The organism is Marinobacter sp. G5_S1_61_S3, from assembly GCF_054968585.1.
In genome coordinates, this window is record NZ_JBQKUK010000012.1 from 59,377 (window position 1) to 85,320 (window position 25,944).

Genomic DNA, 25,944 nt, shown 5'->3' on the forward strand with positions numbered 1-25,944 from the left:
AAGCCCCCGAAACCGGGGGCCTCAATCACTCAACCCGCTTTTTACACCAGCCTTAACAGTAGCAACCTACTCATAATTTCTCCTATACCCCCTCAAATAACCCTCTAAAAAAATTACATTTTTTAACAGTTCGAAGTGCAACTTTTCTGGGTTTATTAACGTTTATTAAGTCTAATAGCGGTGTTTGAAAAGTGATCAACGGAGTTGTATGCGCGGATCGTTTTCTACCACCTATGAGCCTTCGATGAAGAGCTTTATACGATAAAAAATGGAGGGGGATTCCCGTGTCATCAAACCAAGGATGCCGTTTTCCGGCGATCATTTTCAGGCTTTTGCTGTGTCTCCTGGTTTTTCAGGTAAGTGCGCAAGCATTTGCCGGTGAAACCTATTACACCGACACAGACAACGAAGACAATGCAGGCTCCGGCTCTGCCGATGGCGACATGGATTTTCGTCTCGGTAACGGCAGCGCCATTTACCCGATCGAGTTCAATATCGATGTCACCGGCGCTCTGCCAACAACCAGTGCCGTGCTGACCATCAACGCCAACGATGTCGACGAAGAGGCTGGCGAGACCGACACCGTTTTTCTGAACGGCGTTGAGCTGGGCAGGCTGTCGGGAGAGAACAACGTTGACAACACCACCCGCTTCTCGGTGGACCCCAGCATTATCCAGCCGGGCAACAACCTGGTGGAAATTACCATCGCTGATTCTTCCGGCAATGGCACCAACTGGCAGCTCACGGTCTACTGGGGGCAATTACTGGTCGACGGTGGCTCGGAAGAGGATGCCGACACTACGGCATTCAGCATCACCAATTACGGTATTGCCGGCTCCACAGTCACCATGGATGTCGATGCGGTTATAGACATCAACACCACCGGCGACTATCGCGTGGAACTGAACGTGATTGATCCGGACGGGAACAACATTGGTGTTCTCTCCGAAGACTTTTCCGCAACGGCTGGAGAAACCCTGACCAAATCCTACAGCCCGACATACCAGATCGATGAGCAAAGCGGCACCTACACCATCGAAGCGCTGCTGTTCTATGACGATGGCGGCTTCCCTGTCCAGCAGGACTTCAATTCTGTCAGCTTCACCCATGTACAGAACGAGGGGCCGGAGCTACCGGGCACCGCAGAAGACTCAACATTGTCAGCCAACCCCGCTTCTATTGTCGCCGACGGCGTTTCCACGTCCACAGTCACGCTCCAGGCCAGGGACGTAGCAGGGAACAACACGTCGTTCAGTGGCCAGACCGTTACATTCTCAACCACCAGCGGTACCCTTGGCACCGTGACAGACAACGGTGATGGCACCTATTCTGCCATCCTGACATCCAGCACAACCGCGGGTAATGCAACGGTTACCGGCACTATTGACGGTGAATCCGTTGTCGATGACGCCACGGTTACCTTCACCCCGGGCCCGGCATCGGCGGCCAACACCACGCTGACGGCTGCGCCACTGTCGATTACCGCCGATGGCGTAACCACTTCTACCGTGACTGTCCAGGCAATCGATGCCAATGGCAATGCCCTCACCTCCGGTGGCGATGCCATAGTGCTAGCAACAACCGCGGGTACTCTGGGCAACATCACCGACAACGGAGACGGTACCTATTCGGCGACGCTGACTTCGTCAACAACCGCTGAAACCGCATCAATTTCCGGCACGGTGAATGGCACCGACATAACCGACACTGCCAGTGTGGAATTTGTGCCAGGTGACGCCTCGGCAGCCACATCCACGATTACGGCTACCCCTTCTTCCATTACTGCTGATGGTACGTCCAACACCACGATTACGGTGCAAGCCAAGGATGCCAACGGCAACAACCTGACTGCAGGCGGTGACACTGTTTCCCTGAGCTCAAACGCCGGAACACTGTCCAACTTCGCAGACAATGGCGATGGCACCTATACGGCTCTGCTAACCTCATCCACGGTTAAAGGAACGGCCACAGTCAGCGGTACACTGAACGCAGCTTCGATCACCGATAGCGCCAGCGTCACCTTTGTTGCGGGGCCAGCCACAGCCGCCAACACGATCATTTCGGCTGCACCATCAACAATTACCGCGGACGGCACCACAACCTCTACTGTGACGGTTCAAGCCGTTGACGCAAACGGGAACAGCCTCGATTCGGGTGGAAACGCGGTTGTCCTCACCACCTCTTCAGGCAGTCTTGGCCCGGTAACCGACAACGGCGACGGTACCTACACAGCCACATTGAGCTCGTCTACCGAGGCCGGAACAGCGCTGGTGAGAGGTACTCTCGATGCAGCACAGATCAGTGATACGGCCAGCGTGGAGTTTGTGCCCGGTGATGCCAATGGCAGTCAGAGCACTATCGCCACGTCATTGCCAACTCTGGTCGCAGACAGCAACACGCAGAGTGGCCTAACGGTTCAGGCCATCGATGAAAACGGCAATGCCCTGACCACCGGCGGTGACACCGTTACCCTGAGCGCAACGCTTGGCACCATTGGCAACGTGACGGACAACGGCGACGGCAGCTACAGCGCCACGTTCACCTCCGGCAACACCACCGGCAGCTCCAACATCACCGGCACGATCAACGGCGTCGCCATCGGCAACACCGGTACGATCACTCTGGTTGAACGCCCCACTGTGGACAGCCTGCTGACCAACGACAGCACGCCCGAACTGACCGGTAGTGCAGTGGTCTTTTCCGGTGCTTCGCTGACCGTGAGTGTCAACACCAGAAACTATACGGAAGGCGATGGCAATCTCACGCTGACCGGCAATAGCTGGACGCTTGTGATTCCTGCCAGCGCCGAGCTAAGCGACGGGCAGTATGAGGTGGTGGCTACCGTCACCGACTCCGTTGGCCAGCAAAGCACCGACGTCACCGCCGACGAACTTACTGTCGACGTCACTTTGCCCACCGTATCGCTGGACAACACCGTAGGGCCGGACAGCACCACCACCCCGGCCTACACCGTGGCCGGCAGTTGTAGTGCGGTGAATGACAGCCTTGATCTCGATATCAGCGATGCCAGCACAACTCTCTCCCGGACAGGCATTGCCTGTGCCGATGACGGCAACGGTGGAGGTTCATTCTCGGTGGTGTTTGATACAACCGAGCTCGACGATGGCCCGATCTCCATTAACGCGATTATCCGTGACACGGCGACCAATCAGGCCACCGACCAGGTGAACCTTGTAAAAGACGTCTGTTCACCGGACGACACCGTCTCTCGCTGTGACGAGGATGAAGACGGAGTGCCCGATGGCTTTGAAATTGCGGCCGGCACAGATCCTTCGGTCGCCGACTCCGACGGCGACGGCATTCCGGATGCGGAGGAGTTCGGTGGTGACCTGTCGAACCCACGCGACAGTGACGGCGACGGCGTTATCGATGCGCTCGATACCGACAGCGACAACGACGGCATTTCCGACGCCCAGGAACTGGGTGGAGACGCCGACAACCCGCGTGACGTAGATGGCGACGGCCAGCCGGACTATCGCGACACTGACAGCGACAACGACCGGGTGCCCGATGTGGTCGAAACCCTCAACGGCCTGACCGATGCCGATGGTGACCTGATCCCGGACTACCTGGATACCGACAGCGACAACGACGGTATTCCCGATGCCCTGGAGAACGGCCTCTCAACCGGCAGTGACAGCGATGGCGATGGCATTGACGATACCTTCGACGTCAACACCACCGGCGGCACCGACAGCAATAACGACGGTATTGATGATGACATCGTTGCCCTGCTCGACACCGACCTCGACGGCACCGTCGACATGCTCGACATCGACAGTGACAACGACGGCATTCCCGATAGTGTCGAAACCAACCTGCTGCCGCTGCTCGACAGCGATGGCGACGGCATCCACGATCAATTCGATGTCACCAACACAGGTGGTACGGACAGCAACAACGATGGCATTGATGATGCCCTGACCACCCTGGTGAACACCGATGGCGACCTCGTGCCTGACTATCGTGACCTCGACAGCGACAACGACGGCCTGACCGACGTTCGCGAAGCCGGAGGCACAGACAGCGCGCCGGAAGATGGCCTGATCGACGATCCGGCCAACAACCAGGGCACCCTGTTTAATCCTGCGGACGACGACGCTGACGCGCTGCCGAACTACCGTGACATCGAGAGCTCGAACCCTGCCAACGACGGAAGCGGGCCCTTCGACATCAGCAATCGCGATGACGCCGCCACTGTCGATGCCGACAATAATGGCCTTGTCGACGATTCGGCCGACCGGGACGGTGACGGCATCGCCGACATTGTTGACGAAAGCGACTTCGGATTCGGTTCTCTGGAAGACTACGATCTGGACGGCATCAACAACCGTGCTGACCTGGACGACGACAACGACGGCATTCCTGACGTCGCGGAAGGTAGCGGTCTCGTCGATACCGACGGCGATAACCTGCCAGACAGTCTTGATCCGGACAGCGATAACGACGGCATCAGCGATGTACTTGAAGCCAATCGGGGGCGGCTGGACGCAGACTCAGACACCTACGTCGACCAGTTCCTCGACGCCGACCTTAATGGTCTCGATGATCGCATAGCAGCGGATTCCCTGCCCATCGATTCAGATGCCGATGGCACTGCAGACTTCCGGGATCTCGATTCGGACAACGACGGCATTGTTGACCTGGTGGAAGCAGCTGACAAGGGCGTCGATATTCGTCAGGTCGACAGCAACGGCGATGGCATGGTGGATCTGCTGGGAATTAACGGCAACACTTCCCGTCGCTGGTCTCCCACTGATTTTGACGGGGACGGACGTGAAGACTACCGTGACATTGATTCCGATGGAGATGGCTACAACGATGATCTTGAAGGACGCGACTTCGATGGTGACGGGCAGATTGACCGCCTCGACAACGGCGGCGAACTGGAAACAGCTGTCAGAGGAGCCGGGGGTGTCGGTATCTGGATGTTGATCGCACTGTTGGCACTCGTACTGGTACGCCGCGCTGGATACAAACACGCACGTCCGCTGCTGGTCGCAGCAGTGGCCCTCGGTTTGCCTGGGCTTTCCCAGGCAGACGCAGGTCTGTGCGGATACCAGCTGTCTTCAAACCATGAAATCGTTATGGATGACGACAGTGAGGACGACGCGCAGTTCTCGGGTTGTTTTTATGGCAACCTAGGGCTGGGAGTTACCCACATAGATCCAGAAGGCGAAAGCAATGGCTGGCGCACCAACGACGACTCTGACTGGGGTTGGAAGGTTGCGGTTGGCCATCACTTTGCGCCCCACTGGTTCTGGGAGCTGGCATACAGCGATCTCGGTGAGGCCGGTCTTGGCAACCGAAACCCAGCTCTGGAGCGAGTGACTCCCGACGCCCATATCGACTACCAGGTTCCGTCACTCATGGCCGGCTACTGGATTCGGGAGCCTGGCCACCGCTTCAACGCCTTCGTTAAGGTGGGTGCGTCACTGATTCAGAACAGCGCCAGCGACAGCAGAATCGGCTATGACGAGCAGTCAACACTGCAGTTGGCACTGGGTGTCGGCGTTCAATACCGACCGCTGGAATCCGCCTGGTTCATTCGAGCCGAACTGGACAGTTATGATCGGGACGCTCGCTATCTGGGCCTGCAGATTGGTCGCTATTTTGGCGGGCCTGATCGCCAATAACGTTAACCGCAATGTCATAACAACTGGCGGGTGATCCTATACTCCTTCTCGATCTTGGTATGGGAATCATCCGCCAGAAACCGCGCAATCTTCTTGCCCAGTAACGGCACTTCGCACCAGACATTCAGCGTAACGTAGTTGATGCAGGCCTGGTCTGTGCCCTGCAGGCGCATATTGCCCTTGATCTTCGCGGGCACGCCTTCAATTTTTACCCGGAACTCGCAATGCCATTCCCCGTCGTCCTTGCGGAACCAGTGCTCTTCCTGGCGTACGCGATTCCACTCTTTGTGAAAGCTCGCCAGGATGCCGGGCACCTCGGTGGAGGCTGTCATTTCACGCTCAACCACCACCTTCGCGGACAAGTCGTCACGGGTCAGCTCCGGTATATTCACATTGCGCGAACCCAGCCGCTGGTTCTTCTCCTGGATATGGGCCTCGTCGAAGAACGCACCCAGCACCCGGTCCAGGCCAGCATCGTATGAATGTCTCAATTCCAGTTCCATAAAGGCCTCCGTATAAGAATGGCCTGATTGTGCGCGGTGAGTTTCATTCACACATTGGCCCGCCGGTCATCGGTGGATGGCATAGTGGTCAGCAGGCGTTGTTAACTGTAATATTCGCACTGGTTAACAGCTGACCTTTTGTTGGAACCTGACAGAACCCCACCGTTTGACGGAGATTTATCATGCGCAACGCTGACCTCGTCGCCCGCGGCCTCAAATCCGTATGGCACCCCTGCACCCAGATGAAAGACCACGAAGGCACCTTGCCCCTGGTGCCCATCAAACGGGGCGAAGGTGTCTGGCTTGAGGACTTCGAAAGCAACCGCTACATCGACGCCGTGAGCTCCTGGTGGGTCAACCTGTTCGGCCATGCGAACCCCAGAATCAACGCGGCTATTCAGGAGCAGATTGGTCAGTTGGAGCATGTGATCCTGGCGGGGTTTACCCACGAGCCGGTGGTCAGCCTCTCCGAGAGACTGATCGAAGTGACCCCTGAAGGCCTCAATAAGTGCTTCTACGCCGACAACGGCTCATCTGCTATTGAAGCTGCGCTCAAGATGAGCTTCCACTACTGGAAGAATCAGGGCAAACCGGGCAAGAAAAACTTCGTCAACCTGAGCAACAGCTACCATGGCGAAACCCTGGGGGCACTGGCACTGGGCGATGTTGCCCTCTACAAGGACACCTATCAGCCGCTGCTGATGGAAGTCATGACCGCGCCCTCCCCGGATGCGTTCAACAAGGAGCCGGGCGAGACCGACGAGGAGTACGCGCTGCGGCAGTTCGAGGCCATGGACGCGTTACTGGCCGAAAAGCATGACGAAATCTGTGCCGTGGTGGTCGAACCCCTGATTCAGTGCGCGGGCGGCATGCGCATGCACCATCCGATTTACCACACCAAACTGCGCGAAGCCTGCGACAAATATGGCGTGCACCTGATCGCCGACGAGATCGCGGTTGGCTTCGGCCGCACCGGCACCCTGTTCGCCTGCGAGCAGTCCGGTATCACTCCGGATTTCATGTGCCTGTCCAAAGGCCTGACCGCGGGCTACCTGCCATTGTCGGTGGTGTTGACGACGGACACCGTCTACAACGCCTTCTACGACGATTACGAAACCCTGAAGGCCTTCCTGCACAGCCACAGCTACACCGGCAACCCCATCGGCTGTGCCGTTGCCCTGGCCACCCTGGACATCTTCCGCGATGACAACGTCATCGAAAACAACAAACGCCTGAGCACCTGCTTGGCAGACTCCGTCGCGCATCTGGCGGACCACCCCAACGTGGGAGACATCCGCCAGCACGGCATGACTCTGGCGGTGGAAATGGTGAAAAACAAAGCCACCAAAGAGCCCTTCCCCTGGCAGGAGCGGCGCGGCATCCGCGTATACCAGCATGCGCTCACCCGCCAGTCGCTATTGCGGCCACTGGGTAACGTAGTCTACTTTATGCCCCCTTACGTGATCACCGAAGAACAGATCCGCCACTTGGCCCAAGTGGCCACAGAAGGCATCGAAATCGCCGTACGGGACTGACAAACACCATGCGCATCCCCCGCATCTACACCGACTCACCCCTGAGTGAAGGCGCCACAGCCGGCCTGGACGACAATGCAGCGCAACACGTCGGCCGTGTGCTGCGCATGCAGCCCGGCCAGGAACTGCTGCTGCTCAACGGCGACGGCAACGACTACCCCGCCACCATCACCGAGGCCGGCAAGAAACACGTGTCGGTCGAGGTAGGAACGCCGTCCGCCAATGCCACCGAGTCCCACCTGGAGATCGTACTCGGCCAGACCCTCTCCAAAGGCGACCGTATGGACTACGCCGTTCAGAAAGCTGTGGAAATGGGCGTTACCCGCATCGTCCCTCTCACCACCGAACGCTGCGACGTCAAACTCAAAGGCGACCGTGAAGACAAACGCCTGCGCCACTGGCAATCCGTTGCTATCAGCGCTGCCGAACAGTGTGGCCGCGCCCGGGTGCCTAAGATTTTGCCCGTGATGGCACTGCCCGACTGGTTCGACCACACCCAGGACTGTGACCTGCGCCTGGTCCTACACCACCGCACCGAACAATCCCTGGACACCCTGGCCAAACCCGCCCGCGTCGCGCTAATGATCGGTCCCGAAGGCGGCTTCAGCCCGGACGAAATCACCGCTGCCGAAACCGCCGGCTTCCTCCCCGTTGCCCTCGGCCCCCGCGTTTTACGCACCGAAACCGCCCCGGTTGCCGCCATGGCGCTGTGTCAGTGGTTGTGGGGTGATATCGGCGGTTGAGCCTACCGACTGTGCCGCCATCTCAATCTGGCGCGCAAGTCATTGACAGAGCCGGCCCCCGACAACATTATCCCTGTCGAGTGATAAGTCTGTTGAGGATAGCTCTGTAGTCGGGGCTGTATTACGGGGAGGCCTTTCCAAAACTGTGCGGAGCCATGGATGGCGGAGCCCAAGCGCCACAGGGATGTGCCGCAAGGAGCGTGTTTTGGAAAGGCCTCCCCGTAATGCAGCAAACTCCAGAACCCAAAAAGCGAACACCGGATGACAAGCCTGCTAAGCACCCCAGAATTCTGGCAATACCTCAGTATCCCCGTCATTGCCGCCCTGATCGGCTGGACCACGAACTGGCTGGCCATCAAAATGACCTTCTACCCGCTGGAATTCGTCGGCAAGCCCCCGTTACTGGGCTGGCAGGGCATCATCCCCTCAAAGGCCCGAAAAATGGCCGCCATCAGCGTCGACGCCACCATCTCCAAGATTGGCACCGTGCAGGAAATTTTCCAGCAGATCGATCCCCAGGTACTGGCAGCCCACATCCTCTACACCGTCGAACCCCGCACCGAAGAATACGTCGACGAACTGATGCTCAAGGAATACCCCACCTTCTGGGAAAACCTGCCCTCCTCAGCCAGGAACATGGTCTACGACCGAGTACGCAAGTCCACCCCGCAACTGGTGGACAACCTGGTGGGTGACGTTTCCGACAACATCGAAGACCTGCTCGACATCAAAAGCATGGTCATCGAACGCCTGGCCAAGGACAAACGGCTGCTGAACCGGATCTTCATCGAGTGCGGGGAAGTGGAATTCCGTTTCATCATCAACTCCGGCTTCTATTTCGGCTTCCTGTTCGGCCTGGTTCAGATGACCGTCTGGTATTTCTACCAAAGTTGGTGGGTACTGCCTTTCTTCGGCCTGATGGTGGGTTGGGCGACCAACTGGATCGCGCTGAACGTGATCTTCCGGCCCTTGCACGAAAAGAAAGTCGGCCCCTTTCGATTCCAGGGTCTGTTCCTCAAACGCCAGCAGGAAGTCGCCGAATCCTTCTGCCACATCGTAACCCACGAAATACTCACGGTTGGCAACATCATCAACGCCATACTGGAGGGCCCAAAGGGCGACCGGGCCCGCAACATGGTCAAAAAGCACATTAAACCCCTGGTGGACGAAACCGCCGGCATGGGTAAGGCCCTGACTCAGATGGCGTTTGGACCAACAGGCTTTGCGACCCTAAAGAACCAGGTCGGCAAAAAAGCCATCGAAATTTCGCAAACCTCCTTCAATAACCCGGTGTTCGAAACCGACCGGGCAAGGGCCGTGGAAAGCATCATGGTGGAGCGCATGATTGCCCTCTCATCTGAGGAATTTCAAGACCTTCTTCGACCCTGCTTCCAGGAGGACGAAATCAAACTGATCCTGGTGGGCGCCTTCCTGGGTTTCGCCGCCGGTATCTGCCAATTGGTGTTCGTCTTCGGAGGCTCTGTTTTCTGAAGCTCTAGTGCCAAAAAGCCTGCTGTTATACTGTGCATAGCCGCTAGCTCATTCTATACTCGCGGTGTACGGGTATGTATTTCCCGGCGACTATTCTTTTCCCGGAGGCATCGGATGCCAGGCTTTATTTCCTGGATTTCAGGACTTTTCTCGTCCGACAAACCAACAACCGCAACAGCACCTGAATCCCGCCTGCTCAACCCGGTTGTTTCAACAAACGACAGCCCGGACATAGACCCGGCCCTGATCGACAAATTGGAAGAACGTCTGTTTTGCTGGCTGCTTGACTCACCCCCTGCCACGCTGCGCTCAGAAACCGGGCAATGGGATGAAGTGCTGGAAAAACTGCGCTGGCGAATCGCCAATAGTGAACTGGACGAATTACCGCGCCAACCCATGACCCTGCCGATGCTAATGCGGGCACTCTCCGATGCCAATACAGGCCGTAACCAACTGACGGAGATCATCCTCAATGACCCCGCGTTGACCGACCAACTACTGCAAATTGCCAACAGCCCTTACTTCCGCACCGGCGACCAGTCCATCGACTCGGTGGACCAGGCGGTCTTTGTTCTGGGTATGGACGGTATTCGCAACGTTATTTCCGCCGCCATCATGCGGCCGATGATGGCAGCCAGGAACAGTCGGGAAGCGCTCTTTGCACAACGGGTATGGCGCTGGGGGCTCACCTGTGCCCGCAGTGCGGAGTTGATTGCGAAGATTCAGGGCCAGGATAGCAGCGTCTATTTCATGGCAGGCCTACTGCCAGCACTCTCTTACATCACACTACGAAGGGAGTTGCAGCGCGTCTGCAGGACGGAATCTGGGCTGGCGGAACCGCCACCCTCGCTGATCCACATCGCCCTTTCCCGCTACCAGTGGGCCACGTCACAACTACTGGCCAATGAATGGGGGCTGCCGCCTAAATACCACGCCCAGCTTCTGGCGGCGGAGCGGCCGGCGCCGAGGCAGCAACACACCCCGCTGAACGACGGTATTATTATCGGCACCCGGGAGGTGTTACGCCATGCCCACCAGCGCAATATGCCGGAAGACGACGTATTGCGTATTACTAACATCTCGAGGGAGCAGTTTACGCGGGTACGCAAGGTGATCCTCGATACCCTGGAAGCGGGTGCAAAAACCCGCGCCTAGGTTTTTTCTCCGTAACCCCCTTCCTGCTTCAGCAGTTCGGCGAAGGACACCGATTCGTGCTCCGGAGGGCGTTCCATCAGATGGCTCGGCACGGCATAAGGTAAACGGTCAGCAACCCGATCCTCATCACGACGTATGGCTTCCAGCACGCTGCCAACGGTGATCCTCTCGAGGGACTGGCCCGGGGCCAGGCAATCGCCGTTGCGACCGGCCAATGTCAGCAGTCTGGCGCGGATCAGCTTGTCGCTGATACCACGGGTCACCTCCCCCGGCACCCTGAGTTGCTGCTCAACCGCTTCCTGCTGCGGTGCCGGCCGGCCCTCGCTGAAGGGTTTCGCCACCAGCCACATCAACGCCAGCCCGGTTTTTTCCAGAAGTTCCGGCGACAACCGCACCTGGCGGCGTTTGGCCACCGAGCCCGGGTTCTGGAGATAGAAGGCAATGCTGGACCCCAGCAGCAGAATCATCCAGTTGAGGTACACCCAGATCAACAGGATGATGCCGATTGCGAAACTGGAATAGATGGCAGCGTACTTGGCGGAACCGGCGACAAACGACGCAAACAGCATACCCGCCGCCTGCCAGGATATACCTGCCACCAGTCCACCGATGAACGCATAGCGAAGCTTCACCCGGGTGTTGGGAATGAACACGTATACGAAGGTGAACGCCCCGACCACCAGCATGAATGGGGTAAAGCGGGTGGCGAAGACAATCATGGAGCCGAGCGGTTCGATTTCCATCAGCGCCTGCACGAACGCCGACGAGAAAATGGTGGCACTGATACCGATGGCCGACACCATCAACAACGGCCCCACCATGATAACGCTGAGATAATTACTGAAGCGCTGGGCCATCGAGCGCATGTCCGGCACCCGCCAGATCATGTTGAAAGAACGCTCGATCTTCTGCACCAGTGACACCACGGTATAAACCAGCAGTGCCAGGCCGACCGAGCCGAGCACACCCACTTTCATGTTATCCACGAAGCCCAGAATCTGCTCGGCAATCTCGACGCCCTGGGGGCCCATGGGCCGAAAGAACTGGAACAGGAAGGGTTCCATACGCTGGTGTACGCCCAGCGCCTTGAGCACCGAAAAGCTCAAGGCCAGCAACGGCACAATACTCAGCAAGGTGGTATACACCAGGCTCATGGCATGAAGCGTCAGGTTGCCACTAACGACGTCCCGCACCAGCGCATAAGCGGTACGCCCGGTTTTATAAAGCCAGGTCCATGGCCAGTGTTGCGGTGGATTGGGGTTGGCGAGAATCCAGGTTTCCGCAGACTGAAGCCGATCTTTGAATTGAAATGAAGCCACACAACGTCCTGTTTGCCAGTGTTTTGTACAGATTATCAGTCAGATACCAAATCACAACAAAGTATGGCGTATTGTGTGGCTTTTACTAGCGGTTTCGGCTCAGTATCGGAACTGGCTGATATTTCCTCTCAGCACTTCGCTCAGTGACGCGAGGGAATCGGTCATGCTTCCGGTATCGCGGGCATTGTCTGAAATGTCTTCAATCTGGCGCTTGAGGTTGATCAGGTTTTCGTCGATTTTGCTAACAGCCTCGCTCTGCTCAGCCGCAGCCTGGGCGACCTGTTGGTTGAGCAAACGCATCTCGCCCGCCTTCTCATCGATCAGCCCCAGGCTCTCGCTGCATTGCCGGATGCGCTGGACGGTTGTACGGCTCTCCTCACGCCCGGCCTCCACCGCTTCAACGGCATCACGGGATTGTGCCTGCAACGATGACACGAGATCGTCTATCTGCCCGGTCGAGTTCGCCGTCTGGCTGGCCAGGCCCCGCACTTCGTCGGCCACAATGGCAAACCCCCGGCCCATTTCACCGGCCCTGGCCGCTTCAATGGCAGCGTTCAATGCCAGCAGGTTGGTTTTCTCCGAAATGCCCCGGATTACATCCACGACCTGGCCGATAGACTGGCTTTGGCTGGCCAGCCCGGCGATGGTTTCGGCCACGGCTTCCACTCGTGTTTCCAGCCTAGCCATGGCGGCAACGGCTTCATCCGCCGATTGACCGCCACTGTGCGTCAATCCACCAACCTCATCGGCAAGGCATGCCGCGTGGTTGGCACTCTTCCGGACTTCTTCCGCAGTGGCAGTAACTTCGTTTGCAGCTGTCGCCACCAGGCTGGTTTCCTGTTGCTGGCGCCCAACCTGGTCGGCAAGACTCTGACTGCTTTCCCGTCCCTGAGCCGCCATATCCCCCAATTCATTGGTGGAGGCAGCGACATGACCGATCAGACCGCCAAATCGCGCCAGCATCTGGTCAAAGGCGCGGGTGATCACGCTTAATTCATCGTTCTTGCGGTACTCGAGGCTGCCCCGCAGGTCATTGTCGGCCTGTATTTCGCCAATACGCTGCCCCAACCTACGCACCGGACGAAGCAGTGAACGCAGGAACAGCGTGCCCAGCAACAATGCCGAGATAACGAGCGCGCCAGCCATTATCAGGCTGACCGATCCAGCCCGATCAATTTCGTGTCGAATAGCACCGCCACTTATGGCGACCTGATCACTGGCACGCCTGACTGTCTCTCCGGCTTCCAACACGCCCTCGGTGAGTACGGCCTCCCGTTGCTGGTAGCCGCTGCGGATATCGTTGAGGCTAGCCGTGAGACTAACGGCCTGTTCCCGGGCGGCCTCCGCCATCGAACGCCCCATCAGCATCATGGACTTTTCAAAGAACTCGAACATTTTTTCGCCGAGCGTACGGTACTGCTCCACGGTTTCTGTCATTTCCGCGATCTCCGCCTGCAGGCTGCTATCGGCCGCCACCATGGCAGCCAGTTCGCCCACCAACTGTTCGGAGGCGGCTTGAGCCTTGTCCAGGGACTCCATGTCCGCATTCAGAGCGGCGTGAAAATACCAATACTGCATCGCACCCATATGTTGCTGGGCGACCGTAACGCGTTCGGACAGCTTGCCCAACGCCCTTTGCTGGTCAATGAGCTCGGACTGCTCATCAATGGCAACCATTTGGCCGGCGATGCCGCGTGCCTGCTGATCAACACTGTCACCAATGCCGGCTATGCGCTGGTAAACCAGGGCCGATGACGCAACGGACAGGCCAATCAACAGGGTAAACAACAGGATCACCCGGGAACGGATGGTCAATTCTAATCGGGGGAATGCCATAGCGAGCTCACTCAGTTCGTAACGTAATGCCGGCGTGTCCAGCCCCGCATGTCATCCAGCCTTTCAAGCCGACCTGCAGCCTCCTTGAGCGTGGACGCTATGGGGTAATCATCGGCCAGCATGCCGTCAAAGCGGATGGTCATCAGATCCCAGAAGCGTTTCATCTCAGGAATGTTGGGCATGATTTCCCCACGACTGGCGGAGCGGAAGGTATGGTCAATAAACGGGTCTTCGCTGAGGGTTTTCACCACTTCCAGATGGGCCACGGCGCCAAGGGGCTTGTCGTCATTCACGGCGTGCAGGCCGGATTCGGTCAGCAGATAGTCCTCCATGAACTGACGGGCCAGTTCATGGTTGGTGGATACCGCGCTGATCCCCGCGGCCAGCACGCCCACAAAGGGTTTTCCAGGTTCACCGCTGACAGTGGGCACGTCGGCTATGCCCACGTTTATACCGGCGTCCCGTATCTCACTCCAGGCCCAGGGACCGTTAATGATCATCGCAGTCTGACCGGCCTTGAAGCCGTCCATCATGGTGCCGTAATCCGCATCTGCCGACAGCACACCGGAATCCAGCAAGTCTTTTATGCCTGCCACGGCACCGACAGCGCCATCTGTGTCCACACCAACATCGGAGAGGTCGTAAACCTGGTTTTCCAGGCCGAAACTGTACCCACCGGATCCGGCGAACACTGGCCAGGAAAAATACACATTCTTGTAGTCCCAGGAGATGGCCTCAATACCCTGTGCGCTCAGTCGTTGATGCTCAGCTTTCACGCCTTTCAGAGTGGCGGGCGGTGTTGAGACCAAATCCTTGTTGTAGAGCAGACTGACCACTTCCATGGCGATTGGGTAGCCATACACCCGATCGCCCACGGAAACCGCCTGCCAGGCAAAGGGTGCAATAGCCTCACGCACCTGCTCGGACGGCTCGATGGGGCGCAGGTGGCCCTCATTGATCCAGCTTCCAAAACGATCATGGGGCCAGATCACGATATCGGGCGCCTTGGAGGAATAGCCATAATGGTCGTACTCGGAGGTGAGATCGTCCGGCGTCTCCACGGTCACAGGAATGCCGGTTTCGGCTTCGAAGCGTCGACCAACCTCAGCCAGCCCTTCATACCCCTTGTCGGAGTTGATCCAGATAAGCAATTCACCGCGTTCAAAGGAGAATGCCGGTGCAGAAAAGAAAACACAGGAAAGCACAAGAGCCAGGAGAGGTCTGATCATAGGTATCGCCCTGTTGTTATTGTTTGAGCGTTGGGAATCCCATGCCTCAAATGAGACATGCCACTGGCAGTTTATGCAGGAGGCGAGGGTCGGCGCGTCATACGCGTGCAAACTTTAAGGGGATGAGATGAGGGGCGTAAGCGAGAGTGGGCCGAAAGCCCACTCTCGGCTCGCTATAACGGAAGGAGTAACTGAATACCGAATGAAGTCTGGCTGCTCACCTTTATGTCACGATCAAGGCCACTGCCGGTTACACCGGACTGGCGGGCATCGATGACCGTGTGTCGCAGGAACAGGCCCGCGGACAATGGTCGGTCACCGCCACCAGGCCCAGCGCCTAATGTTGTCAGGACACCCACTTCGGCGCCCCAGGCAAACCGGGTATTGCTGTCATCGGTGATGTCATCACTAAAACGAATCGCTCCCAGTCTTGGTCCAGCATAGACAGCGCCACTACCATCTTCCTGACGCCAGAGAAGATCCACTCCGCCCAATGCTTCCAGCAACCCCGCATTATCCCACTTTGCATGCCCCAGGGTCCCGGTTACCCGATAACCTTGACCAGAATGGTCACCCTCATAGGCTGCCAAAACCGAACCAGACAGCGTTGTGCCGTGATCCAGGTTGGAAAAAGCCGCACCTGGTCCTTCGATGTCTGCAGCCAGGGACGAGCCGCCCAATTGGGCGCCCACGAAGAGAGCACCGCTGGCTGCCGCAACACTGGCCGGAGCCAAGATGGCCCCGACCAGAAGAGAGGCGACCAACCACTGCCGACGCTTATCGCTGGGCATAATAGTTTCCCCGGACCAACTCCGCCGTTCCGGCCAGAACCGTTACAAACTTGCGGTCCCCCTGCTGTTCATGGCGTACCGTAATCCTCGAATCTTCCGACGGGCTGGTCAGCTCATCACCCCTGAAGACCTCCACTTCATCTCCCGGTTGCAGGAACAATCTCGCATTGTTCGGTTCCTCGTCGAACCCCCCACCACAGGCGGAAAGCAACATCATCACAATCAACGCACTGGCGCGGAAAGCGTGACGAACGGACTCACAGGCTATTGAATTCATCATCATCTCCTCAGAACCGGATCGGCCGCGTCACGCGGGTTTCGATGGTAATAGTATGCTTACCGGACTCGCTCTCAACCTCGACAGTGTTGCCGGCCTCGAACAGGCTTTCACGACTTGTGGGCATTTCCACGCTCTGGCAGGTCAGTGTATCGGGATCGTATGTTCCGAAGCCTGTGCCGGCTTCACCGTTACCGAAGGTTTCCACCCAGGCACACACATCACTGCCGTCTAGCCTCACGCGGCTGCGCAGATTGCCATCCTCGTTCAAGCTGGTGAAGGCACCGGGAACCCGGATGTCCGCTTCAGAGCGCTCACCCAGGCGATTGATCAACCGATGGTTGGCGCTGCCGTCAGCACTGGCGGTTGCTTCAAGGGAACGGCCGTTTGCGGATGCACGTGTCACCACCCGGGCATCACCATCATCGTCACGCTCCATGACCGTGGATGAGCCTGGCAGGTAACTGAAGGCACGGGTGGATGCCCCGCCCGCGGCCACTTCATGCCGAACCTCGCCATTACCCAGTAGCTCTGTCAGTAACGTGGCGTCGGTTTCGTCAACCACGGTTACCACGCGGTCGTTGAAGAACAACGACAGGCTGCCTGGGATAAGGGAACGGGCCTGGTTATCCCGCATGTCAACACGTCCTGACAGTCGATGGACCGATGTGCCGTCGAGGCGAATCCTGGCCGACAGTTCGCCCCCAGGCAGCGAACGAGACGCATTGATGCCATCACCATTCACCGCGGGACTGACGAATACCGACTCGTTGCCGTTGGACAGGTCCGTAACCTCCAGCCGACTGATGATGGGTTGTCCACTCGCCGCCCCTAATATCTCGCCGGCACGATTCAACTCGTTACCGTCGGGGTCCAGATCGCGGCCACCGGTAGTTGCCTGATCGCCATCAATGATGAGAATCGAACCGGCTGGCAGATTGGTGGTATTGGCGCTACCGTCGATATACTCCACCTGACCATTACTGGCCACACGAGCCATGTGCTCGACGCCAGCGTTCGGATAAGGCTGATCAAGGGCGATGTAACCATCGACCATCACCATGCCCACGGAACCACCTTGACGAACCGTTACACCTGAAGAAACCGGCGTAATGATGCCATCCGCGTACTGGCTGACAGCGCTGACTGTTCCAGCGGGCGTCACACGATACTCTACAGCGGTCGTTTCGCTGCCACTGGTCGCCTCACCCCTCAGTGAAACCGTGCCGTCGGCAGCCAGCTCAATGTCCGCGGGCACCATATCGAACTGGACAGCCGTGGTTTCAAGTACGGCACCGTCCGCCGAATAGCGGGTTCCGGAGACCAATACCCTTTCCATGACTGACTGGACGATCGTCATTTCGCTACTGCCACCGTCACTATTCTCGATGACCACTTTGCTAAGCATGTCACCCCCAGCCAGGGCCGTGACAATCAGTTCGGCGGCATCGCTGGTCAGCTTGCTGACTGGATCGGCATCACCGGCCTGGCCGAACACCGCGATTGTTGTCTCGCCAGAGGGAGACACGGCAACGGTTTGCTCACTGCCGTCAGATTGCGAGAAGGTCAGCGTTTGCCGCCCGGACGCATCGGGCGATTCTGTCGCAGGCAGCGGTGCCTGGGGATCATCCACGAGAACTGACACACTCCGCTTTTCGCCAGCGGCGTCCACGAAGGTGGCTTCGTAAAGCGCCTTCGAGGGTTGATCGTCGGTGTAGGACGGCCATTTGTCATTGCCTACCTCAACGACAGGGTTATCCGAGTCGACGACAGGAATGTCCGCGCCCTCATCCGACCCTGGCGTCACCGGGCTTTCAGGAGAGCCCTGACCACCGTCGTCGGAACCACCGGAATTGCCGGTTACCCGAACGCTAAAGGCTGCCAGCTCCGAAGACTCATCGCCGTTGCTTACGCTGATCACGATGCCACCATAACGGCCCACATCGTCCAGTTCCGGTGTGCCGCTAACACGACCATTCTGTTCATCGAACGTTGCCCATGCGGGCAGGTTGACGACACTGAAGGTCAGTGGGTTGCCATCGGTATCGGTCACCACCGGGGTGAAACGATACGCGTTTCCGGCTGAAACGGTCGAGGTCGGCGAGCCGGAGATCTGTGGCTGATCCGGAACCGGTGCTACCACGAGACGGACCACAGCCAGGCGGGATCTGCGGCCGAAATCGTCTGCCACCGTATAGGTAAATCGGTCTTCACCGTAGAAATTTTCCCCTGGCGTGTAGCTGACTGTGCCACCGGCACCTACGGACAAGGTGCCATTCAACGGTTGCTGTTCAACCTGCAGTGACGCCGTATCCAGAGTACCGTTGAGGTCTTGGTCATTAGTCAGAGGTGACAAGCTGGTATCGTTGTCCTCGGCTACCGTCACGTCACGATCATTGGCCAAAGGCCGGTTGTTACCTGGCTGGTCGGTTACCGTGACAGTGGCTGGGCCAGATACTTGGCCATCCTCATCCTGAACGGTATAGGTGAAGGTATCGGAGCCATCGAAGGTGTCATTCGGGGTATAGCGGAAAACGCCGGCCCCGGTGTCCAGTGTTACCAGTCCCTGAGCAGGGCTATCCACTACACTCAGGGTTGCCGGGCTCAACGCCAAGCCCAAACCACGGTCATTGCCTAGCACGTTGATTGCGATAGTTGCACCGTCCATGGCCTGAACCTGATCGTTTCCAGCCACCGGCACACCCGCAAGACCAACGTTGATCGTGACAAGTGCTGATTCCGACACCAGTCCACGATCATCACGGACGGTGTAGTGGAAAGCGTCCTCGCCCCGGAAGTCCGCGTCCGGCATGTAAGCAATTGCACCTGTGGCTGGGTCAACCTCGGCCACACCGTGGCGCGGCAGACTGCCCAGTTCAACAGTGCCACTGGCAAGCGCGCTACCTGTGGCTTCGTCGTTTGTGAGCACATTCACCGCAATCTCAGCGGCCATCTCAGTGTCGGCAGAATCATCCCGCGCAAGCGGCGCTATGGCGCCATCAGCCACGTTGATATACAGACGGGTCACTGCGGAGCGGACACCGTTTGCATCGGACACGGTATAGGCAAGGCTTTCCACACCCTCGAAATCACTCTCCGCGGTGTAGGTTAACTTCCCATCGGCCCACTGTGCCGTGCCGTGATGGGGGCGGAGGATCAGTTCGGCGCTTTGCGGGTCCAGACTCACACCCGAGGTTCCGGCGTAATCGTTATCCAGCGGCGCAAGAGTCACCGTGCCACCCGGAACTACTGTAGCAACATCCCCACGAGTGACTGGAGGAAGGCCGGCCGGCTCGACAATCAGGCTGACCGTCGCCGCATTGGATTGGCCACCGAACTCGTCCTCCACCACGTAGGTGAAGCTGTCCGGGCCAGTGTAGTCGGTTTCCGGCTCATAGGTTACGGCTCCCGTGCCGGTCTCGACTGACACACGGCCGTGGGTCGGTTGGGCAACAACCCGCACGCTGGCCAGATTCAGGCGCCCTTCCTCGTCGCGATCGTTCGCCAGAACATCCAGCGCCAGGCGAGCGCCCTGGTCAAGGTTCGCGCTGTCGTTGTCAGCTTCCGGTGCCTGGTTCCCAACGGTAAAGCGGAAGGCAGTATCGCCCACGATGCCTGCCCAGCCATTGCCGGCTGCATCTTCCAAACTGTTCGCGGCGAATGTTACGTAATACTCGTGCGTTGGCACCAAGACCTCGTCCAGGGCAATAGTGACCTGAGCATCGTCTATAGACACTTGTGTGTCCGTAATGACAAGGCGTGTGTGCTCGACGCCGTCGGTGGCATCCTGGACCACCAATTCACCAACACCTGCAAACACGGGCTCGTCAAACGTCAGTGACAAATCACTCTGATAAGGAACGTCACTGGCGCCTGCTGCCGGCACAGAGCTCTGGAGAACCGGGACTGAGCCGTCGAACGCGAGAATCAGTGGATCAGAGGCTTCACTGGCATTACCTGCCTCGTCCTCGGCAACGCCCGCAAGCAATTCAATGGTTACATCGCCATCACCCGCAGCTTCAACCGTCAGTTCAAACAAGCCGTTGCCGGAGTCAGTAAACCCGGTAACAGAGCCGTTGTTGACTGATAGATCTCCGGACACGAAACCGGTAACGGTTTCACCGAAGTCGACCGTCACGCCAATAGGCGCGTTGGTAACGTCTGCCGTCACATCCGTGGTGATAACAGGCACCGGTGCTGTACCGTCATAGACTCGGCTGAGCTGAGTTGCTGCCGTAGAATCGTTACCCGCTGCATCCTGCGCAACGCCAGCACCAACATCCACGGTGACAGTACCATCATCGGTGGGCGTAATGGTGGCCGTATAACTGGCCCCGCTACCGGAAAAACTTCCCACAGTGGCATTGGACACCGTGATGTCCCCGACCGCAAAACCATTGACTGGCTCATCGAACGTGATGGACACCGTGAACTCGGCATGGGTCACCGGATCCGCCGCCGAGTCCAGAGTGACAGAGGCCGCCGTCGCATCCAGGGTGGCTGTTGTAGTGACTGAAGAGGACTGGTTACCAGCCTCATCCGTCAGCGCAACAGACAAGGTAAGCGTTCCATCACCAAGATTTCCGACATCCAGACCAGTAATCTGCTGGGCGCCATCAGACACGGTGCCCGTCCCGGTGACTGGGGTGCCTCCCCCGTTACTGGAAATACTGTAGCTGTAATCGGCCCCCACTTCTGCACCCGCAAATGTGAAACTGACAGAGTCCGATTCGGACGCGTTCAGGGTACTGTCATCAAAGCTAACCGAGTAGCCAGACGGCGCTACCGCATCTACAAGCACACTACTGGTGTTACCCAACGAGTTCAGGGTGGTATTCAGATCGTTCCCCGCGCTGTCCTGTAGCGTGCCACCATTCAGATCGACCACTGCCGAGACGGCCACGCCGTCCGCATCTTCATCTCCCGACTGCACTGTGTATCTGAACGCCAGGGCGGAAGTTCCACTGCCACTCAGATAACTGGCGTAGCGGGTGGTACTTCCTACCGTCAGCGGGATTCGCGGTGTTCCGCCAGCGGTATTGACCGTCACGTTCTCGCTGGTATTAACGGTGAAATCCAGGTTCTCGCCTGCAACATACAGGTCGTTTGACGGTACCGAGACGCTGCTGACAGTCGGGGCCACTGCATCCACCAGAACGGAACCGGTACTCCCCACTGAGTTCAGAGTTGTATCCAGATCGTTACCGGCGCCATCCTGCAGGGTTCCGCCATTGGCCTCCAGAGCACCGACACTGATGCCATCCGCATCAAGGTCGCCCGCCTGGAGGGTATAGCGGAATGTCAGGGCACTGGTGCCGCTACCAGAAATATAACTGGCGTAGACGACCGAGCCACCAATCGTCAGGGAAAGGCGTGGAGTGCCACTCGCCGTGTTTACGGTCATCGGCTGGCTGGTATTGACGGTGAAATCCAGATTCTGCCCGGTTGCATACGTACCGTTGGAGGGAACGGAAACGCTGTTGATGGTCGGGGTTACACTGGCGGTTAACTGACTACTGTCCGCAGCGGTCAACGCGCCGGAAGAGGCCCGCAGATTGAAAGTTTCATCACTGGATCCGGACGCAGTGTAAGTGGCCTGAAAACCGGTAAAGGTCGCGGTGCCAGAACTGGGTGTCAGGGTGACAGTAGACCCATTACCATCAGTGTCGCCCGTCCCCGTCAGGCTAGCGCTTCCGGCTCCGTTGACTTCCGCAAGCGTTATGTCGGTCGAGTATCCGGTATCGGGAACGTTATTGCCGTCAACGGCCGATATAACCGGGACAGTGGTAAAGGCGGTAGCCACACCACTCGTTAACGTGGTGGGAGCAGGCTGATTGTCGAAGATCAGCTTTGTGGCCACGACGTCGGAAGTGACGGCATTGGCATCGACTGTTGGCAGATCACTGCCAACACCGGCTTGATCGTCGGCCGTCAGAGTGAAACTCTGCTGGTCAGCGGTGGCGGAGTAAGTCAGACCCGTAAAGGTTGCAACACCATTGACGGACGCCTGGGTGTTGTTTGACATTGATCCCGCACTGGCTTCCACCAGGGTGATTGTTTCAGTGAAATCAGCATCTATGTTGCCGAAGGCATCACGAGCGACCACCACAGGCTGGGTGGTCAGTGCACTGCCGGAAACCGAACCAGAAGGCTGAGTTGCAAATGCCAGTTGCGAAGCCACTACTTCAATGGCTGTTCCGGTGCCGTTGGTAACCGTGGAGGTGGAGCCCATCTGGGTGCCAGAGCCGCCTACCGTGAGATCGGTATCGCCATCCACCGACAGGATGACCGTTCGATCTTCGGTCAGGCCGGTATTGTCGTTGTAGTAAGCGTTGACGGTGTAGGTTTCGCTGGCTCCATGTGCAACAGAAACACCCAACGAGGAGAAAGTAATCGTATCGGAGCCCCCATTGTAGGTGCCCGTTACGTTGCTTACATCCGGCCCATTAAGCCGCCAGGTGATCTTTGAACGCTCCGTATCCGAGCTGCTCCCGGAGACGTTCAAGGTGATTTCGGTGACATTCAGGGGGAGGTTGTCACTGGTGCCTCCGTCTGCAAGAGTGAAGTCAAACACATTGACGGTCTCGGCCACCGTATCGACCGTAGTAAACAGTGCAACCGGCTCAGCAACGCCTGCCGCAGTGATCAGGCTGCCATCACTGTCACGGAGAGTTGTCACATCTATTTTTGTGGGGCTCCCCAAATTCGGCACACCATCTTCCGACACCACCCACAAGTCATAGGATGTCCCGGCCGACAAACCTGTAATGTCATCGGTGAAGTCCACACCATTGGAGGAGACATTGTAGCTACCGCTAAAAGGAGCAGGGTTGCCTAATCGGTCAGTCCCATTCCGGACGTTGACTGCCAAGGGAGCCGCCGCGCCGTCGGATAGGGCAACCCAATAGGTAACACCAGCCTCGTCTAGGCGGGTAGTCAACGTTGTCTGATTGGCTGTGGTCCCCGAAACCGACGGAGTGCCGTTTTGATAAGATGGCGCAACATTATCGTTCACGGTAATAGCGAACGACTCCTGGTAACTGGCCGTACCGTCGCTAGTTTCAATACACACATCGTAGGAGCCCGATGCCAGACTGCCAGCCGTCTCCAGGTCATCGTTGGCGTTGTCTACCTGGAAGCTCGCATTGTCGTCATCGCCAGAAGCACCGCAGCTACCATTACTTGATGCGCCATTTGAGACAAGGCTGTAATTATGGTTGTCACCGCTGTCTGCATCCGTTGTTGAGAGAGAACCTATGACCGCCCCAGCCCCTGTTGATGACTGGTTGATACTCGCTGATCCAAGAGCGATATCGGTGGGGGCGGTGTTCGGTTCCACTGTTGAGAACGAAGATATTCCTGTGGCGCCTGAGCACGATGATAGATAGAGGGCCAAACTATCTACATTCTTTCCTGAGAATGTGCTCAGGTTAATGGTGTTACTGCTCATAGTTTCTGGAGTGTTGTTCAGGGAAGTAGCAACCGGTGCTCCCCCGGAATAGCCGGCAACATCGACGACACTGCATCCTCCCCCTAATACAAGTGAAGAGAACTCAACCCCTCCGGAGTTGCTAGCCAGATAAATGGCATGAGAGGGTTGGATAGGGTTGAGATAACCGAGCTGCCCGCTGTAACCGCAATGGAATGCACTCGGGGACGTTGTAACGGTGAAGTCACCATTTTCCGACGTAATAGTATTTATGTTTGAGCGGTACCTGCCGCCATTGCTGTCGTTACAAAAATTACGGGGCGAGAAGCTGCCAAGTACCCCAGAGAAGTCCCTCAGAGCTTTTTCGCTGAAGGGCAACGTGGTTTCAATATCCCCACGGACAACTTCAAGAACCCAGTCGCCTCCAAGGCCGGCATTGCCGGTAGGGCTGGATGAGGCCGCCACATCAAGGTGTGTTTCGCGACGAATGATGTCGAGAATACTGTCGTCGCCCGCGGCAACATCACAACCATATAGAAGAAGATCGGCGCCGGGGCGCGTGGCCCCCTCAAAAGCGGCAAGGAAATCAGGGTTATCCTCAAGAGTAGCTTCATCGACTCGCTCATTGCCGAGAATAAGAGCTCCGGCCTGACCATGAGAGATAAGGTGAATAGCCGTCAGATCCCGGTAAGCAGAAAGCACGTCGATGATCTGCTGAAGTCGCCCGCTTCCGTCAGACAGGTGGACTACCTCGGTATCTGGCCTGGTCGCGTAATCAAACCACTCGCTTTGCGGCACTCCGGCGTCAACGAGAACCAACTCCCGCAGCGGCTGCCCCTGTTCTACCTGCAGAAAGTCAGCACTTAGTATTGGCTGATTGATCAAGAATTCGCCTGCAGTTCTCGGCAGCGAGCTCAACGACGGCAACTGAGCAGCGGTATCAGGGATGCCCTGGGCGGTTCGCAGATAGGTCCGAGGCATATAGGTACCCGCCGATGCAGTAGCAGCGGCGGCATACATACCCATAGGCGCCATCAATGCGCCAAGCCCATTCAGGACAGTCTTTTTTTGCATAATTCCTCTCCGCGCCACCACTTGGGGGCGTGCCTAGTTTTTCTTCGGTGCGATGATGTTGGCAGCAGTACCCGTGTTGTCCTGCCAGAAATCCATTTCCTGATATTTCGAAAACAGGTCGGGCGGCAAGATGGTGCGGCGGCTATTGAATTCCACTTTCTTCTTAACGGCATGAAGCCCCTTCACGCCCAGGGTTTCGTCAAATTCAGTTTCTTGGTATTCCACCCTGTCAAAATCATGCTCAAAAGGGGCTTCGCCGATAAACTGATAAATCAGCTCGAGACAACGGCCCGGATGCTGAGTCAGCAAGTCATAATCCAGAAGCAGCAGACGGTCCGAGAACTCCCCGTAGTAGGCCTCTTTCAAAGCTGTCCAGGCAGAGCCAACCGCGCCGCCAGCGCTAATCAAGGCGTCACATCGGCTATAGACGGTCTGGCGATTGCCGGAATTAAACATCCGACTGTAATCAAAGGGGTTTTTTCGGTGGATGACTTCGAAGCTGTCCATAATCCAGGCCGGATTACGAACGCAACAGATCACTTTAAAGTCATCAAACAACTCCACGAGTTGATGGAGGCGGGACGTCCAGTGGCGATTGGTGTCAAAAATAACCGGTCTCTGGCCGACGTCTTCGTAATAGGCGTCAAAGAGTGAACGGCATATGCGCTTACGCCGGGTTTCATCGAAGAAGGTATAGAATTCGCTGCCGGCACCCATCTGCTCCAGAGCGCCATTTATCAACCCTCCGACAGGACTACTCATAGAAGCGTAAAGCCGGGGGTTTTGTCTCAGAATTCCTGCAAGCAACGTCGACCCGGACCGGGGCAGGCCTGAAATGAAATGAAACTGACTGGGGGGCATCACGACTCCCTGAGATGAAGCTACCGTTGCGCTGTTATCACAAC

At 57.5% G+C, this 25,944-nt stretch carries 13 protein-coding genes; 5 read left to right on the forward strand and 8 right to left on the reverse strand.

Annotated elements, in window-relative coordinates; genetic code table 11:
- The first annotated feature begins 284 nt into the window (after positions 1 to 284).
- Positions 285 to 5,657, forward strand: a complete 5,373-nt coding sequence (locus ACTRWH_RS13205) for an invasin domain 3-containing protein (protein ID WP_462826493.1) — start codon at positions 285 to 287, stop codon at positions 5,655 to 5,657.
- 14 nt (positions 5,658 to 5,671) lie between these two features.
- Here ACTRWH_RS13205 and ACTRWH_RS13210 read toward each other — a convergent pair whose 3' ends face one another.
- Positions 5,672 to 6,160, reverse strand: coding sequence for a DUF2505 domain-containing protein (locus ACTRWH_RS13210; protein WP_036208948.1), 489 nt, complete (start codon positions 6,158 to 6,160; stop codon positions 5,672 to 5,674).
- Positions 6,161 to 6,342: 182 nt separating this feature from the next.
- On the opposite strand from ACTRWH_RS13210, the gene ACTRWH_RS13215 reads away from it, so the two are divergent.
- From ACTRWH_RS13215 to ACTRWH_RS13230, 4 genes are all read left to right on the forward strand, one after another.
- Positions 6,343 to 7,695, forward strand: coding sequence for an adenosylmethionine--8-amino-7-oxononanoate transaminase (locus ACTRWH_RS13215; protein ID WP_317307979.1), 1,353 nt, complete (start codon positions 6,343 to 6,345; stop codon positions 7,693 to 7,695).
- Between the two features lie 8 nt (positions 7,696 to 7,703).
- Positions 7,704 to 8,438: a 16S rRNA (uracil(1498)-N(3))-methyltransferase gene (locus ACTRWH_RS13220; RefSeq protein ID WP_462826494.1), complete on the forward strand. Its 735-nt coding sequence runs from the start codon at positions 7,704 to 7,706 to the stop codon at positions 8,436 to 8,438.
- 261 nt (positions 8,439 to 8,699) lie between these two features.
- On the forward strand, positions 8,700 to 9,929 hold the full coding sequence (locus ACTRWH_RS13225; RefSeq protein ID WP_036208940.1) for a DUF445 domain-containing protein: 1,230 nt from the start codon (positions 8,700 to 8,702) through the stop codon (positions 9,927 to 9,929).
- A gap of 114 nt (positions 9,930 to 10,043) precedes the next feature.
- Positions 10,044 to 11,084, forward strand: a complete 1,041-nt coding sequence (locus tag ACTRWH_RS13230; protein ID WP_036208938.1) for an HDOD domain-containing protein — start codon at positions 10,044 to 10,046, stop codon at positions 11,082 to 11,084.
- On the opposite strand, the gene ACTRWH_RS13235 is transcribed toward ACTRWH_RS13230, so the two are convergent.
- The 7 genes from ACTRWH_RS13235 to ACTRWH_RS13265 all read right to left on the reverse strand — a co-directional run bounded on the left by ACTRWH_RS13235 (position 11,081) and on the right by ACTRWH_RS13265 (position 25,900).
- Positions 11,081 to 12,403, reverse strand: coding sequence for a YihY/virulence factor BrkB family protein (locus ACTRWH_RS13235; RefSeq protein WP_041334063.1), 1,323 nt, complete (start codon positions 12,401 to 12,403; stop codon positions 11,081 to 11,083). The two genes, ACTRWH_RS13230 and ACTRWH_RS13235, sit on opposite strands and share 4 nt — an antisense overlap.
- A 99-nt stretch (positions 12,404 to 12,502) precedes the next feature.
- Positions 12,503 to 14,239: a methyl-accepting chemotaxis protein gene (locus ACTRWH_RS13240; protein ID WP_075194432.1), complete on the reverse strand. Its 1,737-nt coding sequence runs from the start codon at positions 14,237 to 14,239 to the stop codon at positions 12,503 to 12,505.
- 11 nt (positions 14,240 to 14,250) lie between these two features.
- The gene (malE, locus tag ACTRWH_RS13245; protein ID WP_085679266.1) at positions 14,251 to 15,468 is read right to left on the reverse strand and encodes a maltose/maltodextrin ABC transporter substrate-binding protein MalE; all 1,218 of its coding nucleotides are present in this window, start codon (positions 15,466 to 15,468) and stop codon (positions 14,251 to 14,253) included.
- A 173-nt stretch (positions 15,469 to 15,641) separates the two neighbouring features.
- The gene (locus tag ACTRWH_RS13250) at positions 15,642 to 16,259 is read right to left on the reverse strand and encodes a hypothetical protein (RefSeq protein ID WP_305937307.1); all 618 of its coding nucleotides are present in this window, start codon (positions 16,257 to 16,259) and stop codon (positions 15,642 to 15,644) included.
- On the reverse strand, positions 16,246 to 16,536 hold the full coding sequence (locus ACTRWH_RS13255; RefSeq protein WP_462826496.1) for a hypothetical protein: 291 nt from the start codon (positions 16,534 to 16,536) through the stop codon (positions 16,246 to 16,248). The genes ACTRWH_RS13250 and ACTRWH_RS13255 overlap by 14 nt, the downstream gene beginning before the upstream one ends.
- 10 nt (positions 16,537 to 16,546) lie before the next feature.
- Positions 16,547 to 25,039, reverse strand: coding sequence for an Ig-like domain-containing protein (locus tag ACTRWH_RS13260; RefSeq protein WP_462826497.1), 8,493 nt, complete (start codon positions 25,037 to 25,039; stop codon positions 16,547 to 16,549).
- Positions 25,040 to 25,072: 33 nt separating this feature from the next.
- Positions 25,073 to 25,900 (reverse strand): sulfotransferase, encoded by an 828-nt coding sequence (locus ACTRWH_RS13265; protein ID WP_273624296.1) that lies wholly within the window; start codon positions 25,898 to 25,900, stop codon positions 25,073 to 25,075.
- Positions 25,901 to 25,944: the final 44 nt, after the last annotated feature.